At 51.8% G+C, this 15,345-nt stretch carries 16 protein-coding genes; 4 read left to right on the forward strand and 12 right to left on the reverse strand.

Features of this window, described 5'->3' with window-relative positions:
• Together rpmF and yceD are read right to left on the reverse strand one after the other, a co-directional pair.
• Entirely contained in the window at positions 1–165 is a 165-nt protein-coding gene (rpmF, locus tag ABNT34_RS12935; RefSeq protein ID WP_031564938.1) for a 50S ribosomal protein L32, read from the reverse strand.
• 18 nt (positions 166–183) lie between these two features.
• Positions 184–708, reverse strand: a complete 525-nt coding sequence (gene yceD, locus ABNT34_RS12940) for a 23S rRNA accumulation protein YceD (protein WP_348732271.1) — start codon at positions 706–708, stop codon at positions 184–186.
• A gap of 143 nt (positions 709–851) precedes the next feature.
• Here yceD and ABNT34_RS12945 point away from each other — a divergent pair, with 143 nt between their 5' ends.
• Positions 852–1,457: a Maf family protein gene (locus ABNT34_RS12945; protein WP_348732273.1), complete on the forward strand. Its 606-nt coding sequence runs from the start codon at positions 852–854 to the stop codon at positions 1,455–1,457.
• Between the two features lie 29 nt (positions 1,458–1,486).
• Here ABNT34_RS12945 and ABNT34_RS12950 read toward each other — a convergent pair whose 3' ends face one another.
• Positions 1,487–2,134: an HAD-IIIA family hydrolase gene (locus tag ABNT34_RS12950; RefSeq protein WP_348732275.1), complete on the reverse strand. Its 648-nt coding sequence runs from the start codon at positions 2,132–2,134 to the stop codon at positions 1,487–1,489.
• 13 nt (positions 2,135–2,147) lie between these two features.
• On the reverse strand, positions 2,148–3,104 hold the full coding sequence (rluC, locus tag ABNT34_RS12955) for a 23S rRNA pseudouridine(955/2504/2580) synthase RluC (protein WP_348732277.1): 957 nt from the start codon (positions 3,102–3,104) through the stop codon (positions 2,148–2,150).
• A 495-nt stretch (positions 3,105–3,599) separates the two neighbouring features.
• On the opposite strand from rluC, the gene rne reads away from it, so the two are divergent.
• Positions 3,600–6,698: a ribonuclease E gene (rne, locus tag ABNT34_RS12960; protein ID WP_348732279.1), complete on the forward strand. Its 3,099-nt coding sequence runs from the start codon at positions 3,600–3,602 to the stop codon at positions 6,696–6,698.
• Between the two features lie 110 nt (positions 6,699–6,808).
• Here the strand turns inward: rne and ABNT34_RS12965 are convergent, their stop codons facing one another.
• The 5 genes from ABNT34_RS12965 to ABNT34_RS12985 form a co-directional block, all read right to left on the reverse strand.
• Complete coding sequence (locus tag ABNT34_RS12965) at positions 6,809–7,858, reverse strand: alpha/beta fold hydrolase (protein ID WP_348732281.1); 1,050 nt, start codon at positions 7,856–7,858, stop codon at positions 6,809–6,811.
• The gene (locus ABNT34_RS12970; protein ID WP_348732282.1) at positions 7,846–8,394 is read right to left on the reverse strand and encodes an NAD(P)H-dependent oxidoreductase; all 549 of its coding nucleotides are present in this window, start codon (positions 8,392–8,394) and stop codon (positions 7,846–7,848) included. The genes ABNT34_RS12965 and ABNT34_RS12970 overlap by 13 nt, the downstream gene beginning before the upstream one ends.
• The gene (locus tag ABNT34_RS12975) at positions 8,391–8,837 is read right to left on the reverse strand and encodes a hypothetical protein (RefSeq protein ID WP_348732284.1); all 447 of its coding nucleotides are present in this window, start codon (positions 8,835–8,837) and stop codon (positions 8,391–8,393) included. The genes ABNT34_RS12970 and ABNT34_RS12975 overlap by 4 nt, the downstream gene beginning before the upstream one ends.
• Positions 8,838–8,954: 117 nt before the next feature.
• Complete coding sequence (locus ABNT34_RS12980) at positions 8,955–9,794, reverse strand: kinase (RefSeq protein ID WP_348732285.1); 840 nt, start codon at positions 9,792–9,794, stop codon at positions 8,955–8,957.
• Positions 9,795–9,797: 3 nt separating this feature from the next.
• Complete coding sequence (locus ABNT34_RS12985) at positions 9,798–10,484, reverse strand: class I SAM-dependent methyltransferase (protein WP_348732287.1); 687 nt, start codon at positions 10,482–10,484, stop codon at positions 9,798–9,800.
• A gap of 138 nt (positions 10,485–10,622) precedes the next feature.
• Between ABNT34_RS12985 and ABNT34_RS12990 the strand changes: the two genes are divergently transcribed.
• Both ABNT34_RS12990 and ABNT34_RS12995 read left to right on the forward strand, forming a co-directional pair.
• Complete coding sequence (locus ABNT34_RS12990; protein WP_348732289.1) at positions 10,623–11,726, forward strand: phosphoribosylaminoimidazolesuccinocarboxamide synthase; 1,104 nt, start codon at positions 10,623–10,625, stop codon at positions 11,724–11,726.
• 63 nt (positions 11,727–11,789) lie between these two features.
• Positions 11,790–12,419: a LysE family translocator gene (locus ABNT34_RS12995; protein WP_348732291.1), complete on the forward strand. Its 630-nt coding sequence runs from the start codon at positions 11,790–11,792 to the stop codon at positions 12,417–12,419.
• A 52-nt stretch (positions 12,420–12,471) separates the two neighbouring features.
• Here ABNT34_RS12995 and ABNT34_RS13000 read toward each other — a convergent pair whose 3' ends face one another.
• The 3 genes from ABNT34_RS13000 to ABNT34_RS13010 are packed head-to-tail and all read right to left on the reverse strand — an operon-like array spanning position 12,472 to position 15,344.
• Entirely contained in the window at positions 12,472–13,233 is a 762-nt protein-coding gene (locus ABNT34_RS13000) for an SDR family oxidoreductase (RefSeq protein WP_348732293.1), read from the reverse strand.
• A 26-nt stretch (positions 13,234–13,259) separates the two neighbouring features.
• Complete coding sequence (gene mmsB, locus ABNT34_RS13005) at positions 13,260–14,138, reverse strand: 3-hydroxyisobutyrate dehydrogenase (RefSeq protein ID WP_348732295.1); 879 nt, start codon at positions 14,136–14,138, stop codon at positions 13,260–13,262.
• Positions 14,139–14,186: 48 nt separating this feature from the next.
• Complete coding sequence (locus ABNT34_RS13010; RefSeq protein WP_348732297.1) at positions 14,187–15,344, reverse strand: enoyl-CoA hydratase/isomerase family protein; 1,158 nt, start codon at positions 15,342–15,344, stop codon at positions 14,187–14,189.
• Between the last annotated feature and the right edge of the window lies 1 nt (position 15,345).

Genomic DNA, 15,345 nt, shown 5'->3' on the forward strand with positions numbered 1-15,345 from the left:
TTATTTTACTTTGCGGCCTTTGTAGAAACCGTCAGCAGTAATGTGGTGACGACGATGCGTTTCACCGGTAGTTGCGTCAACTGACAGCGTTGGGCCAGTCAGCGCGTCGTGTGAACGACGCATGTCGCGGCGGGCGCGAGATTTTTTGTTCTGTTGTACAGCCATGGTCTTTCTCCTAAAAAATCACTTTTTCTTCAATTCTTGCAGAATTGCAAATGGATTCGGTTTCTCTGGTTCCGGCTCTATTTCGCCCCAGCTCATCTGCACTTTGTTGGAGTCACATTGACCTTCATCGTGCATCGGAAACAGTGGCAAAGCCAGAATTAATTCGTCCTCAACCAATTGCCGCAGGTTCACTTCGCCGTGTTCGTCAGTTTCGACCACGTCGTAGCGTTGTGGAATCTCTTCTTGAGCCGAATCATCCCCTTTAATCGGGGTATATGCAAAACTGCTGTCTATGTGCATTGTCATGTCATCGCCACAACGTTCGCAACGAACCTGAACAGTACAGTGGGCTTCACCCTCTATATAGACCAGACCTTGCTCGTCATTGCCGCAATGAATAACGACAGCCACATCACCATCTGTCTTCACAAGCTGCTCTGACAAACGCGTCAGATTTTGCAGCGGCAGTACCCCGTCAAAACTGCTGCGCTTTTGCGCGGCACGGGCGGGATCGATGGTAATTGGTATTTTTACTTTTTGCATAAGGCGCGCATCATATAGATCGATCCCCTTGCTGTCAAAGGGTTGATCAGACTTTTGTTAACTTTTCTGACGCGAAAATCAAAGAAAAATATTATAGTGCGCAGCATATCATTTGACGACTTCAATCAAACAAAAGGCAGAATATGTCCAAATCATTATGGCTGGCTTCAACGTCCATTTATCGTCGCGCATTATTAGAAAAACTGACCACGCAATTTCAGATAGCCAAACCTGAAGTCGACGAAACACCTTTGAACAGTGAAACAGCTGAACAGCTGGTCTTGCGCTTGTCGGCCGCAAAAGCGCAGGCAGTTGCTATGCAGCTCACTTCAGCTGCAGACGGAGCATTAGTCATTGGTTCAGACCAAGTCGCGGTATTTAATGGCCAAATTCTTGGCAAACCACATACTGAAGAACGTGCTTTTGCTCAGTTACGCAGCTTCAGTGGTCAAGAGATTCAGTTCTTAACCGGATTGTCAGTAACAGACACCCTAACAAATCGGACCGAAACAATCCTCGACCGTTTTATTGTACATTTTCGCGAACTGACTGACGCTGAAATCCACAGTTATATAAAACGCGAGCAACCGCTGAATTGTGCCGGCAGCTTTAAATCAGAAGGGCTAGGTATTACGTTATTTGAACGCCTGGAAGGCGACGACCCGAACAGTCTAATTGGCTTGCCGCTGATAAAGCTGCACGCCATGTTAAAGCGCGCTGGCGTTGATTTGCTGTTGCAGGGTATATAACCGGACGCGGGGGTGTCCCCCCGCTATCCTCAACGTAAAATATCTAACAGCGCCGGCAGGTTGTCGATCACTGCATGTGGCGCGAAAGGCGCAAATTCAGCATGACCATGCACGCCGTGTGTTACACCAATCCGATGCATGCCAATACTGTGCGCCATCATCAGGTCGTAGCGTGAATCACCAATCATCACAGCCTGCTGCGGTGTCAGTTGTAGTTCAGCCAGAATATGTTCCAGCATTTGTGGATGCGGTTTGCTTTGCGCCTCATCCGAACAACGGCTGGTGACAAAATGATGCCCGGTCTTCGTTTCATTAAACATCCGGTCCAGACCACGACGGGCTTTACCTGTTGCCACAGCAAGCTGATAGCCGCGCTGCCGTAATGCGCTGAAAACATGTTCTGCGCCGTCAAACAGTGGCGTTGGTGTGCAATCTACATTGCTGTACACATCTTTATAGTGTTCTGACATTAGTTCGCGTTCTGCAGCTGAACTCTGCGGAAACAAGGTTCTAAACGCCGGGTCCAGCGACAAGCCGATAATCTGTTTGGCCGCATGCTCAGTTGGCACCGGCAACGCTAACCGCTGCGCGGTAATCCGCACTGAGTTGACAATCTTGGCGATGGAATCCATCACAGTGCCATCCCAGTCGAAAATCACTACTTTGACATCTTGCATACCGGAGACTGCCCTACTTCTTTTTAACCAGCCTGGTCAGAACTTGACTCAAGGCTTTATCCAGTGGCGCTTCAAACGTCAGGCGTTGACCTGACACCGGATGTTCGAAACTGATGAGTTTGGCATGTAAGAACAATCGGTTCAGACCGAGGCCATTCATCTGACCGGTAAATTCGTTATCGCCGTATTTGTCATCACAGGCAATTGGATGACCGTTACAAGCAGTATGGACGCGGATTTGGTGCGTCCGGCCTGTCACCGGAAAAGCTTCTAACAAAGTGCCTTCTTCATAACGTTGCAGCACTTTAAACCGGGTTTCTGACGGTTTCCCGTCACGTTCATCGACCCGCACAATCCGCTCACCACTTTGCAGGGTATTCTTTTTCAGCGGCTCAGTGACTTTTTTGATTTTGCCATCCCATTGGCCGGCCACTAATGCCCAATATTTTTTCTCGACAACCTTTAAGCGCAGTTGCTCATGTAAAGCGGTCAGAATCGAACGTTTTTTCGCAATTAACAGGCATCCCGAGGTATCGCGGTCCAACCGGTGCACCAGTTCTAAAAACTTCGCCTGCGGCCGCAGTGCACGAAGTGCTTCGATCGCGCCGAACTGCAGGCCGCTGCCACCATGCACTGCCATGCCGGTCGGTTTGTTTAATACAATCAGCTCGTTGTCTTCGTACAAAATGTGCGATTCAAGCGTTTTCACTGCAGTCAGTTTGACTGACACCGGGTCGGCTTCAGCAGCCACCACCAGCGGCGGCACCCGGACCTGGTCACCGGCCTGTAACTTATATTCAGGCTTGATCCGGCCTTTATTGACCCGAACTTCTCCTTTTCGCAGCACGCGGTAGATGACACTTTTTGGCACACCTTTGAGGCGCGCCAACAAAAAATTGTCGATGCGTTGACCGGCGAATTCTGCATCTACATCAATAAATTGCACCGGGGTTTTTCTTTCATCTGTCATGCGTTTTTGCTGCTACATTTAGGTTGCTAATGCAACTTAATTAATGGGATAATCGACCCGCTAATTGAGCCAAAATGGCCGTTAGGGCGCTCAGAAAGACGTAAGAGAAGCTGTGAGGCACCGGTCGGGACGCAGATCATACCGAATCCGTGGTGAAAACCAACGATTTTATCTTCCCCGCCAACGAATAATGCTCTGTGCAACCAGTAATGTGCGTAATTTATTACTGTTCGAAGCACGACACAGCTGCCAGTTAACTGAGCAACACACAAAAAAGTAAAGCTATAACGCAACGCTGACGCGATGTGTGCAGATTCTCAATGAATGCCAGACCGGCCTGACAACCCAGTTGGTGTTCTGTTTTAAAAACAATTGATAATTAAATCGATTTTCAAGCATTCCAGTCGGGAGACTGCATTTTTATATGTTTGACGTTATCTGACACGCATAGATTGTGCGCGCTGTTGTTGTGGCTGAATGCAAGAGTCAGACACAATGAAAAGAATGCTCATTAATGCGACGCAGGAAGAAGAAATCCGCGTTGCGCTGGTCGATGGCCAGAAATTATACGATCTGGATATTGAAAGCCCAGGTCACGAACAGAAAAAAGCCAATATTTACAAAGGCAAAATCACCCGGGTTGAACCTAGCCTGGAAGCAGCTTTCGTCGACTACGGCGCTGAGCGGCACGGTTTTCTGCCATTAAAAGAAATTTCCCGCGAATATTTCCCTTCAGGTTATTCCTTCGACGGTCGCCCGAACATTAAAGAAGTGGTGCGCGAAGGCCAGGAAGTCATCATTCAAATTGATAAAGAAGAACGGGGCCAAAAAGGCGCCGCGCTGACGACTTTTATCAGTCTGGCTGGCTCTTACCTGGTGCTGATGCCAAATAACCCACGGGCAGGTGGTATTTCCCGCCGCATTGAAGGCGATGAACGGCAGGAATTAAAAGACTCTTTAGGTCAGCTCGAAATGCCGGATGGTATGGGGTTGATTGTCCGCACCGCAGGTGTTGGCAAATCTTACGAAGAGTTGGATTACGACTTAAAAGCGCTGATGAAACATTGGTCAGCCATCACCACAGAAGCACAAAACCGCCCTGCACCATTCCTGATCCATCAGGAAAGCAACGTGGTATTCCGTGCCATCCGTGACTATCTGCGCCGCGACGTCGGTGAGATTTTGATCGACAACCCGCGCATTTTTGAAGAAGCCAAACTGTATATCCAGCAGTTCCGCCCGGACTTCGCCCATCGCGTGAAAATGTATCAGGGCGAAACGCCGCTGTTTATGCATTATCAAATTGAAACACAAATTGAATCGGCATTCCGCCGGGAAGTGCGCCTGCCAAGCGGTGGTTCTATTGTCATCGATTCAACCGAAGCCTTAACCGCCATCGATATCAACTCGTCGAAAGCGACCAAAGGCGGCGACATCGAAGAAACCGCTTTTAACACTAACCTTGAAGCTGCCGATGAAATCGCCCGCCAGTTACGTTTGCGTGACTTAGGTGGTCTGATTGTCATCGACTTCATCGATATGACGCCGGTCCGTCACCAGCGTGAAGTCGAAAACCGCTTAAAAGAAGCAGTGAAACAAGACCGCGCCCGCGTCCAAATCGGCCGCATCTCCCGCTTTGGTCTGCTGGAAATGTCGCGTCAGCGCCTGCGTCCGTCATTAGGCGAATCGGCCACGCATGTCTGCCCACGCTGTCATGGTCGCGGCACTATTCGCAGCACTGAGTCATCTGCATTATCGATTTTACGTTTAATCGAAGAAGAAGCGATTAAAGACAACACCAGCCAGATCCATGCGCAGGTGCCAGTGTCAGTCGCAACTTACCTGATGAACGAAAAACGCGAATCGATCCGTCGCATCGAAGCCCGTCATGGCATTCGTATCTTCATTATTCCAAATGAACATTACGAGACACCGCATTACGAAGTGACGCGTATTCGTATTGACGAAGAAATTGAAGAGTCGAGCTATAACCTGGTGAAAGCGCCGGCAGTGACCAATACGCTGTATCACCCGGTATCTGATGCAGTGAAGGAAAAACCGGCGATTGCTGCCATTTCAATGACTGAAGCACCAGCCCCGGTGGCCGCGCCGGTGGTTAAAACTGAAGCTGCTCCTGTGGCCCCGGTTGCTGCTGAGTCTGGATTGTTGTCTAAAGTCAGTGCTTTCTTTAAATCGCTGTTTGGCGCACCAGCACCAGCGCCGGAAGTGAAAGCAGAAGCACCACAGCGCCGGCAGAATAACCGCGACAGCCGCAACCGTCGTGGTGGCCGTGATAACCGTGATGGTCGCAGCGATAACCGTCAGGACAACCGCGATGGTCAAAAACGCCGTGCCGAGCAGGATGACAGCCGTAACGAAGCCCGTCAGCCACGTCAGGACCGCAACGACAAACCGCGCAATGCTCGTCCGGAACAGAAAGCTGACAGACCAGAACGTGCCGAGCGTCCGGAACGTGCTGAGCGTATCGAACGGACTGAGCGTCTTGACAAAAAGCCACAGGTTGAGAAGGCACCGCGCCCGACGCCAGTGGTTGACGCTGATGACGAAATTCCATCATCCAGCAAAGTGGCAGAGCGCCGTCAGCGCCGTAATATGCGTAAATCGGTGCGCCTTGATAAACAGCAACAGGCTGAACAAGGTGTAGAAACAGAACTGCAGATCGTTGCAGAACCTGTGGCCGTGGTAGTAGCTCCGGCTGAACAGCCGGTGGTTGCAGTTGCAACTGATATCGCCGCTGAGCCAGTCACAACTGACATCAACGCTGAAGCATCAGACAACCAGGCAGAAGCCGCAGATGCAGCTAACGGCGAAAACCGCAGCCGCAGCCGTCGCTCACCACGCCATTTACGTGCCGCTGGTCAGAAACGCAAAAAAGAACAGCAACAAGGTGATACTGACGATGCTGTTGACGCCCGTTACCCGGAAGAAGATGTGGTCAGCGCCGAACAGCAATTAGACTTGCCAATTGCTGCTGAACCGACAGCTGCTGCAAATGCAGAAGTTGTAGTCGCGACTGTGGAAGAAATCGCTGTAGCCGATGCACCAGCAGCTGAAGCTGCGCCGGCAAAACCGCGCCGTCAACGTCAGCGCGAACCGAAAGTGGTGGAAACCACTGAAGTTGCCGCGACAGACGTTGCTGCATCAGAAGCTGTGGTCGAAGCTGTCATTGCCGCAGCACCAGCTGCGCCAGTCGCGGAAGTTGCAGCGCCTGCAGCAGCTGTTGTGACTGAAGTTGTTGCACCAGTTGAGACCGTAGCCGAAACAGCAGCTCAGCCAGAGCCTGCTGTTGTTGTACCGGTTGAAACTGCGGTGGTCGAAGTTGCTGCAGCAGAAGCACCTGCGCCAGCCGTTGTGACGACGCCAGCCAAGGCTCCGGCGGCAAAAGCCAACCGTTATGGCAATATGGTGGTTGCGACTATGACTAAACCTGTCGCAGTCGTGGACGACAGCCCTGCCGTCGTGCCACAAGGCGTGCAATATGAAGCCAAAGCCACAGTCGAAGGTACTGCTGGTTCTGCCTCAGCCCGCCAGTCTGCTGTTGCACCAATGACGAAGCCGCCTTCAGTCGAATAACTCAGGCGAAAAGACAAGAGCCAGCAATTGCTGGCTCTTTTTTTATCTGGGTTTTAGCGCATTGAGATCACGCCATACTTCGGCTTAGAACCCCGCGGCTTAGCACCCGACTATTTAGCTTCAGCTAAAAACGCGATGATTTTCTGCAGTGCCAGATCACGATGATGATCCGCTTCAAACAGCAGTTCATGTTTTGCGCCGGCAAATGTCTCAACCTTTCCGCCCGCGCAAAGTGGTCCCAATTCCTGACAAAATTGCTGTTGCGCACTGTTACTGACAGCCTGCTCAGCACCGGACTGCAGCATCAGCACCGGCGTTTTGATTTGTCGGGCCAACTGCGGCATTTGCTCTGCAACATTACAGGCCTGTGATAACCAGGACCAGGTCGGACCGCCAAGCTGAAGCTGCGGCTGCTGCTGATACAAATCCCGAAATAACTGATAACGGGTCTTAGAGCTGGTCAGGATATTGTCAGCAAAGCTCTGATCAAAGGGGTACGGCTGGGCCACAAAACCGGCATAACAATCCGGACAAGTCCAGTCAAAAGCGGCGGCCAGATAACAACCATCCTGCTCAGAAAACGCCACAGTCGCATTCGGCGCTATCATCGGCGATGTCAGCACCACACGCTGGAACAGCGCCGGCTGCCGCGCCAGTAATTGCACAGCAACAGCGCCACCCATTGAATGTGCTAACAGGTTCAGTGGTAATTGCGTCTGAGGTTTGACTACTTCCGCAATAAATTGCTGTTGATCCTGGCTGTATAACGCAAAATCAGTGATATGGCCTTTATGCGGGTCTCCGAGTTCCCGCGATGGCATGCCCTGACCACGATGGTCCAGGCTAAATACCGCTACACCTTGCGCGGCCAAATCAAAATACAGCTCCTGATATTTCAGATAGGCTTCCGTGCGCCCTTGCACTAATACCAGCGCATATCGGGCCTGTGGCGGCAGCACATAGGCATAAGCCAACTTTGTGCCATCCGGCGTTGTCATAGTGCCGGTATTGACCTGTTGTTGCCAGAAAGTCTGGATCTCAGTCTGGTAACGCGTCGCCAGCGCGGTTTCCGGCACTGCAGAAACCTGCAGTGCCGCGACAGACAAAGCCAGTGCGATGAAAGTCTGCTTAAACCGACCCAGCCACATCATTTTTTGCATCTTAAAACCAGAGCTTGCAAAGCAACCAGCTGCGCCGCAATAGTGCCGCGGATTTTTTCATCCTGCAGCGCGCCATCAGCGGCGAACACGCCACTGAACGCATTGACAAATACTTCAGGTTTATTGACAAAATGCAGATCCAGATACACTCCGACCTGACGCAAATGATATTGCGCCCGCGACGTGCCCATGCCACCACCAGCGCCCATAATAGCGGCTGCTTTGCCCACCAACAGTCGATTGTCCGGCTCCCGCGATGCCCAATCCAACGCATTTTTCAGCGCTGGCGCAATCGAATAATTGTATTCCGGACAGGCGAAAATAAAGCCGTCGGCTTGCTCCATCGCGGCCAATAACGCGACGACGGCAGCTGGCTTAGTGGTTAGGTCAGCATTAAAAAATGGCACTTCAGTTAAATCGGCTATCTCAAGCCTCACGCCTTGCGGCAACAGTTGCTGCGCGGTTTTGAGCAAAGTCATATTGTGTGATGCCTGACGCAGGCTGCCACAAATACCCAATAAACGTACTTCCGTCATTGTTGTTCTCCTTCCGGGGTCAACACCGGTTGACCAAAACGTTTTTTCAGTGCCCACCAGCACAGCAAAGTAACCAGTGGGATAGTGATGAGACTCACGACCATCAGCCACATCGGGTGCGGCAACAGATAAAAATTCGAAACGGCACCTAAAAACACCAGACTACCGATCGCCAGAGCAAAACGACCGCGGCAACGGCCGGCCAACAAGGTCGCAGCGGTAAGTCCGGTAAAAATACCCAGCAACCAGCCTGCCAGGACTAACAACAAGGCACCGACCGGTAACTGTTTTAAATAAGCCGAAACGGCAGAACTGTCCTGCCAGTCGAGTCCAACCGGTGCGCGGTACAGAATATGACCAAGCTGCTCGACTGCAGAAATAGTAAAGAAGGTCACGACCACGCCGGCAAGCAGCGCCAGAACGGTCCTTAACAAGGCTGGCATCGCAAAACTCCTGGTGCTTGGGTTGCGTTTGCAACAATAGTTTGCTGCCCGGCAACGACTGTTAAATGTGCCATAGCAGTATGACGATACTGTGCAGAATTTAGCAACTTTTTGCTGTCAGTTCTGTGACTTAGCCGAGAAATTGCTGAGTGCTGAAGGTAGAGGTGTGACTATTTGCCGGTTTTTATCAAGCGCTAACAGCAGCGGCTGGCCTGCCAGTTCGCCCCGCAACATCGCTTCAGTCCAGCGCTGAAACGGCAACATAAACTTAAATAGAGCAACTTTATCCATACCAACACCACGCTCGCGCCATAACGCCGCTTCCTGCTGCTGCCGCCAGACACAGACGGTCGGCCAGTCCGGCGCCTGCAGGTACAACATTGGCTGCAATAAAGACCAAAGCGGCTGATAATACTGTTGTAACTGGTTATTCTGAAACTGTCGCCAATGCGCCGCATCCGGCAATAGATCTAACGCATTGACCGGCACAGCAAGTTCAGCTGCGTTTTGTGGCAAAGCGCCGAGACACCAGCCTTCAATAATCAGCACGTCGTAGTGACGAAGCGGCAAATCCGCCACCACATCATCCAGCGCTTTATCAAAGCGTGGCAAAGTCAAAGGCTTACCAGCAAGATGCGCCGTTACATCTTGCTGCAGCCGGGTGATTTGATGGGTACCTGGCACACCGCGATTTATCAGCAACGGATGGACTTGTTCTGCCAGTTGCGCACGTTCGCGCCGGCTTAAATAATAATCATCGAGTGACACCACGCCCACACAGATGCCACATTGCTGCAATGCTTGTTGCAGCGCTCCGGCTAAGGTTGTTTTACCACTGCCCTGCGCGCCGCTGATGGCAAAAATTTTCAGCCGATATTGCAGGATATGCTGCACTAATACCCTAACTAAGTCCCTGTGCACTACATCTTTGCTGTCTGATCCGTGAAAAGCTTGCATCGCTTAGCTCCGCCCGGCGACTGATTCTCTCTTTAGAATCACCACATCAGGTCCAATAATTTCTACTGCAAAACCATCACGCCTTGCCAGCCATAAAAAGGTCTCCGCATGAAAGAAACTGACGTGTGTCGGGTCATTTTTGTAGTGCCATTTGGCAAAGTCAGTAGGATGCTCCGGCCTTAACCGCGTCATCAGCCCAAGCCAGCCTTCTGGTTTTAACAAATTCAGCCAGAGCTGCCATTCAGTCGCCGGCTGATAAAAATGCTCTATCGCTTCTGTTGAGCAGATGAAATCATACTGACGCTCAAGCAACGCCACGTCCGGCGCGAAGTACGGGTCGTAATTGTTGACCTGATGCCCGCCTTGCTCAAGTAACAGATACAAAGTCGGCCCGGGGCCTGCACCAAAATCCAGTCCCGACAACGGCGCTGTGCCAAGGCGCTGCAGCAAAGGTGCCGCCAGTTTGCTTAAGAATTGCCGGTAACCAGCATCGTATGGGTCATTCTGATGCTGCTGATAGATTGCCAGTTCGGCGTCGTTGCTCAGTAAACTTTGCCGGCTGGCAAATACCAGCTGACAGACCGGGCAATGCCAGTATTGGCGCGTTTTATCTGTGTAATAAGGTGTTGTTGCCGGATGCTGACACAAAGGGCAAGCATCAGGCTGTACAGCTGCAGCGGGCGCTGACATGGAAAACTCCGGCGTCATGTCTTTATTGTTGGGCCCTTATCATATCAGAGCACAGATAAACTGCTGCCACCGATTCAGTTAAAGCGCCCTTTCTGCTACACTCAGGCCCGCCTTTTTTCAGCGACAGAAGAAGTGATCATGACTCTTGCAACTCAGGTCCTGGCGGTCAACGATGATCTGCCGATCCGCACGCATTTACCTGTACATTCCGGCAAAGTCCGCAGTGTTTACTGGCTGACCGAACAGGACAGCGCCCGTCTTATCCGCGAGAAAAACTACCCGGTGCCGGCCGACACCCCGCTCGCCATCATGGTGATCAGCGACCGTATTTCCGCCTTTGACTGTATCTGGCAAGGTGAAAACGGCCTGAACGGCGTACCAGGCAAAGGCGCTGCGCTAAACGCAATTTCAAATCACTGGTTTTCGTTATTTAAACAACATGGTTTGGCCGACAGTCATATTCTCGATATCCCGCACCCGCTGGTGTGGATTGTACAAAAAGCCCGGCCGGTGAAAATCGAAGCCATTGCCCGGCAATATATAACCGGCTCCATGTGGCGAGCGTACAGCAAAGGTGAACGCGAATTCTGTGGCATCACGCTGCCGGAAGGCCTGCAAAAAGAGCAAAAGCTGCCGGAAATTCTAATCACCCCATCGACCAAAGGTATTCTGACCGGTCTTGCCGGCGTGCCGGAAGCCGATGACGTCAACATTTCCCGCGCTGACATTGAACGCCATTATCAGGCCTTTGGCTTTGAACAGCTGTCAGACATCGCTTTGTATGAAAAGCTGTTAAAACAAGGCTTTGCCGTGATAAGCGACGCTTTGGCTGCGCTTGACCAAATGTTTGTCGACACAAAATTTGAATTTGGTTATGTCAAAGACACCCAAGGCACCAGCAAACTGATTTATATGGATGAAGTCGGCACGCCTGACAGTTCGCGGATTTGGGATGGCGCTTGCTGGCGCGACGGCCAAATTGTTGAGCAATCCAAAGAAGGCTTCCGCCAGTGGCTGCTCAATCACTTCCCGGACCCGGATATTCTGCTGAATAAAGACCGGATGCCGGAGCGCGTGGCTCTCGCCCGCGACAACCTGTTGCCGACTGAAGTGATGATGGATATTTCGCGCACTTATCTGGGCATTGCCGAGAAAGTAATAGGCCGGCGCATCGAACTGTCGGCTGATCCGAAGGCGGAAATTATCGCAGTGCTGAAGCAGCACTACGGTTTAATCGACTGATGACGAAGGGGAGCTTGGCTCCCCTTCTTTTTTACTGCGCTGAAACTTGGTAACGGAGGTTTTATGTTCGGCACGCAGGACTTATGGTTATTTGTTATCTCGGGATTATTACTGAATATGACGCCAGGGCCGGATTCTATCCTCATCATGGCGCGAAGTGCCGGTCAGGGTTTTAAAGCCGGCGTCGCAGCCGTGCTGGGTATTTGCAGTGGGACTTGTGTGCATATTGCCGCGGCAGCCTTTGGCTTATCTGCGCTGCTCGCTACCTCAGCTGAAGCATTTTTACTGATTAAGTTACTCGGCGCCGCTTATTTACTGTATATCGGCGTACAGATGTTACGCACAAAAACAGCGACCAGCACGGCACAAGCCGCACCAACGCCGGCTTCACTCGGCACGATTTACCGCCAGGGCCTGCTGACTAATGTGTTAAATCCAAAAGTAGCGTTGTTTTTTCTGGCGTTTTTACCGCAGTTTGTCGCACCGGACGCTGCCGACAAAACTCTGGCATTTTTGGTTTTAGGCGCCATTTTTAATCTGAACGGCATGCTGTGGTGTTTGTTATTGGCCTGGACTTCCGCCATGGCCGCACAAAAAGTCAAAACCAGTCAACAAGTCAAACTGTGGTTAAACCGCACTGTAGGCGCTTTGTTTGTGGCGCTGGGCCTGAAGTTGGCATTGAGCCGGGCCTGATCTTCGCTTAAAAAAATGCCCGCATCTGCGGGCATTTTTTTAAGCTTCTAAACTACATCGAAATGCCACCATCGACCTCAACCACCCGGCCGGTGAAAAAGTCGTTTTCGAAGATATACTTGGCGGTGTGCGCAATCTCGGCTGCCTCACCTAAACGGCCAACCGGTTTCATCGCCACTAAACGGTCACGAGCTTCCGGCTTCATCGCATCGGTCATTGCAGTGCGAATGACGCCCGGTGCAATAGCACCGACCCGAATGCCATAACGGCCCAGTTCCCGCGCCCAGGTCACAGTCATCGCCACCACGCCGGCTTTTGAGGCTGCGTAATTGGTCTGGCCCATATTGCCACCGCGCGCCACACTCGACATATTGATGATGACGCCTTTGCGGCCGGTTTGCACCATCAAAGCGGCCGCTTCACGGCCACACAGGAACACACCAGTCAGGTTGACATCAATCACAGACTGGAACTGCTGCAGCGGCATTTTGCCGGTGAGCTGCCCGTCTTTGTATTTCAAAAGCAGCCCATCACGTAAAATACCGGCGTTGTTAATCAGGCCGTCAATAGCGCCAAAATCCGCCGCAATAGCCGCAAATGTCTGTTCAACACTGGCTTCATCCGAGACGTTTGCGGCATAAGTTTCAACCCGCACACCGGAAGCGCACAGCTCTGTCGCAGCAGCAGCGAGCTGCTCGGCGTTCATATCAATGAGCGCCAGCGCCGCGCCGTTGTCCGCACACATCCGCGCCATTTCGAGACCAAGGCCCTGTGCGCCGCCAGTGATCACTATGACTTTGTCTTTTAAATTCATCGCGTTAACCTATCTGCCCACGGCAGTTATTTTTTACTGAAAAAACGGAAAATACTGGAGAAATCGAGTTTACCGTTGCCCTGCCGCTGATGCTGCACATACAAATTACGCGCTAATGCCCCCATCGGCGTGGTGGACTGGCTTTGCTGCGCACATTCGCTGGCAAGGCCCAAATCTTTTGCCATCAGGTCGACCATAAAACCGCCCTGATAGTTGTTGCTGGCAGGCACGTTTGGCAACACGTCCGGGCATGGGTTATACAGTTCCAGTGTCCAATTGCGGCCTGAGCTTTTGAGCATAATCTCAGACAACACTTTCGGATCCAGACCGTTATCAATACCCAGCTGCAGCGATTCACTGGTGCCGACCATCAACACCGACAACAGCATGTTGTTGCAGATTTTGGCGATTTGCCCGGCGCCAACATCCCCGGCATGGAACAGATTTTTGCCCATCGCCGATAGGACGTCGTTGGCACGCTGGAAGTTCTCGGCAGAGCCGCCAACGATAAAAGTCAGAGTACCGGCTTTGGCACCACCCACGCCGCCGGATACCGGTGCATCAATAAAAGCAATGCCGGCATCAGCCAGTAAAGCACCAACCTGACGCGCGCTTTGTGCATCGATAGTCGAACAATCCAGCACCAAAGCGCCGGCTTTAATCTCACTGCGCACGTCCTGATACAAACCAATCACGTGTTTGCCAGCTGGTAGCATCGAAATCACGAAATCAGCGCCCTGCACTGCCGCACGCGCTGAATCGGCCGCTTTGGCCCCTTCTGCAGCAACAGCAGCTAAAGCGTCTTTATTTAAATCAAAGGCCTGCACCTGAAACCCGGCTTTTTGCAGGTTCAGCGCCATCGGGCCGCCCATATTGCCAAGACCAATAAAAGCAACAACTTGCATAGAATTCTCCCCTGTTCGCGATGCGTTTTACCCAGCATCTGCCTGTATTTATTGTGGTGGATGCAGCCGGCCCAGTGCTGCCAGCGGATGCTCGGCGGCCGACCAGGGTGAACTGAACAATTCGTCAATCACAGCCACCGGTACTGACGCCACGTCCGGGTACAACCACTGCGGCTGCTGGTCTTTATCAATCAATAACGCCCGCACACCTTCGCTAAATTCGCCGAGTTTGCCGCATTGCACACTGAGGCCAAGCTCTAAGCGGAAACTGTCGGCCAGAATTTTCGACTGCCCTAACTGCAGCAAACGGTAAACAATATGCGCCGTGATGGGGCTGCCGTACCGTAAAGACGCCTTGGCTTTACCAAGCCAGCTGTCTTCGTTCGGCATCGCCAGAATGGCATCAATAGCCGCGGGCAAGTCCGGTGTCTTCGCGAGCGCGGCGATAGGTGCCTGATGTAAACGAATTTGACTGGCCGGCTGTTGATTTAACGTCTGCGTCTCAATGCTCATCAGCAAGTCTGATAACTTCTGATGATTCAGCACCACCGTATTGCCCCAGCGGATGCTGAGCAAAGCTTCAACTACTAACTGCCGTTTATCATGCGGAATATAAAAGTCAGCTAAATCAATAAACTTAGCGTCGGCAGCATTAATAGACGCACCAGTCAGACCTAAAAACAAACCACAACCGGCTGGCATCCGGTTTAAAAACCAGCTGCCACCAACATCCGGATACAAACCAATCGCCATTTCCGGCATGGCAATACGGCTGGCGGCCGTGACGACCCGGTGCGAGGCGCCGGCCATCAAGCCTAAACCGCCACCCATCACAATACCGTTCCCCCACACCAGCACCGGTTTGTCAAAAGTGTGGATAAGGTAATCCAGCGTATATTCTTTGGTAAAAAACTCAGTGACATAAGGCTGAAAAGTACCGGGACTGGCTTTCATCGTGTGGTATAAATCGCGGATGTCACCACCGGCGCAGAAGGCTTTGTCACCTGCTCCCTGTAACAACACCATGGCGATGTCCGGATTGTCTTTCCACTGCTGCATTTGTGGCAGCAGCAGTTCTACCATCGGCAGACTCAGCGCATTCAGTGACTTTTCACTGTTAAGCGTCGCTACGCCAATTTTTTTGCCATTGTCGGCCGTCAGTTCGCTGAACAGTACAACAGCCTGGTTTTGCGTGATTTCGGTCATA

It is taken from the genome of Rheinheimera texasensis (genome assembly GCF_964031785.1).
Taxonomy (GTDB): Bacteria; Pseudomonadota; Gammaproteobacteria; order Enterobacterales; family Alteromonadaceae; genus Pararheinheimera; species Pararheinheimera texasensis_A.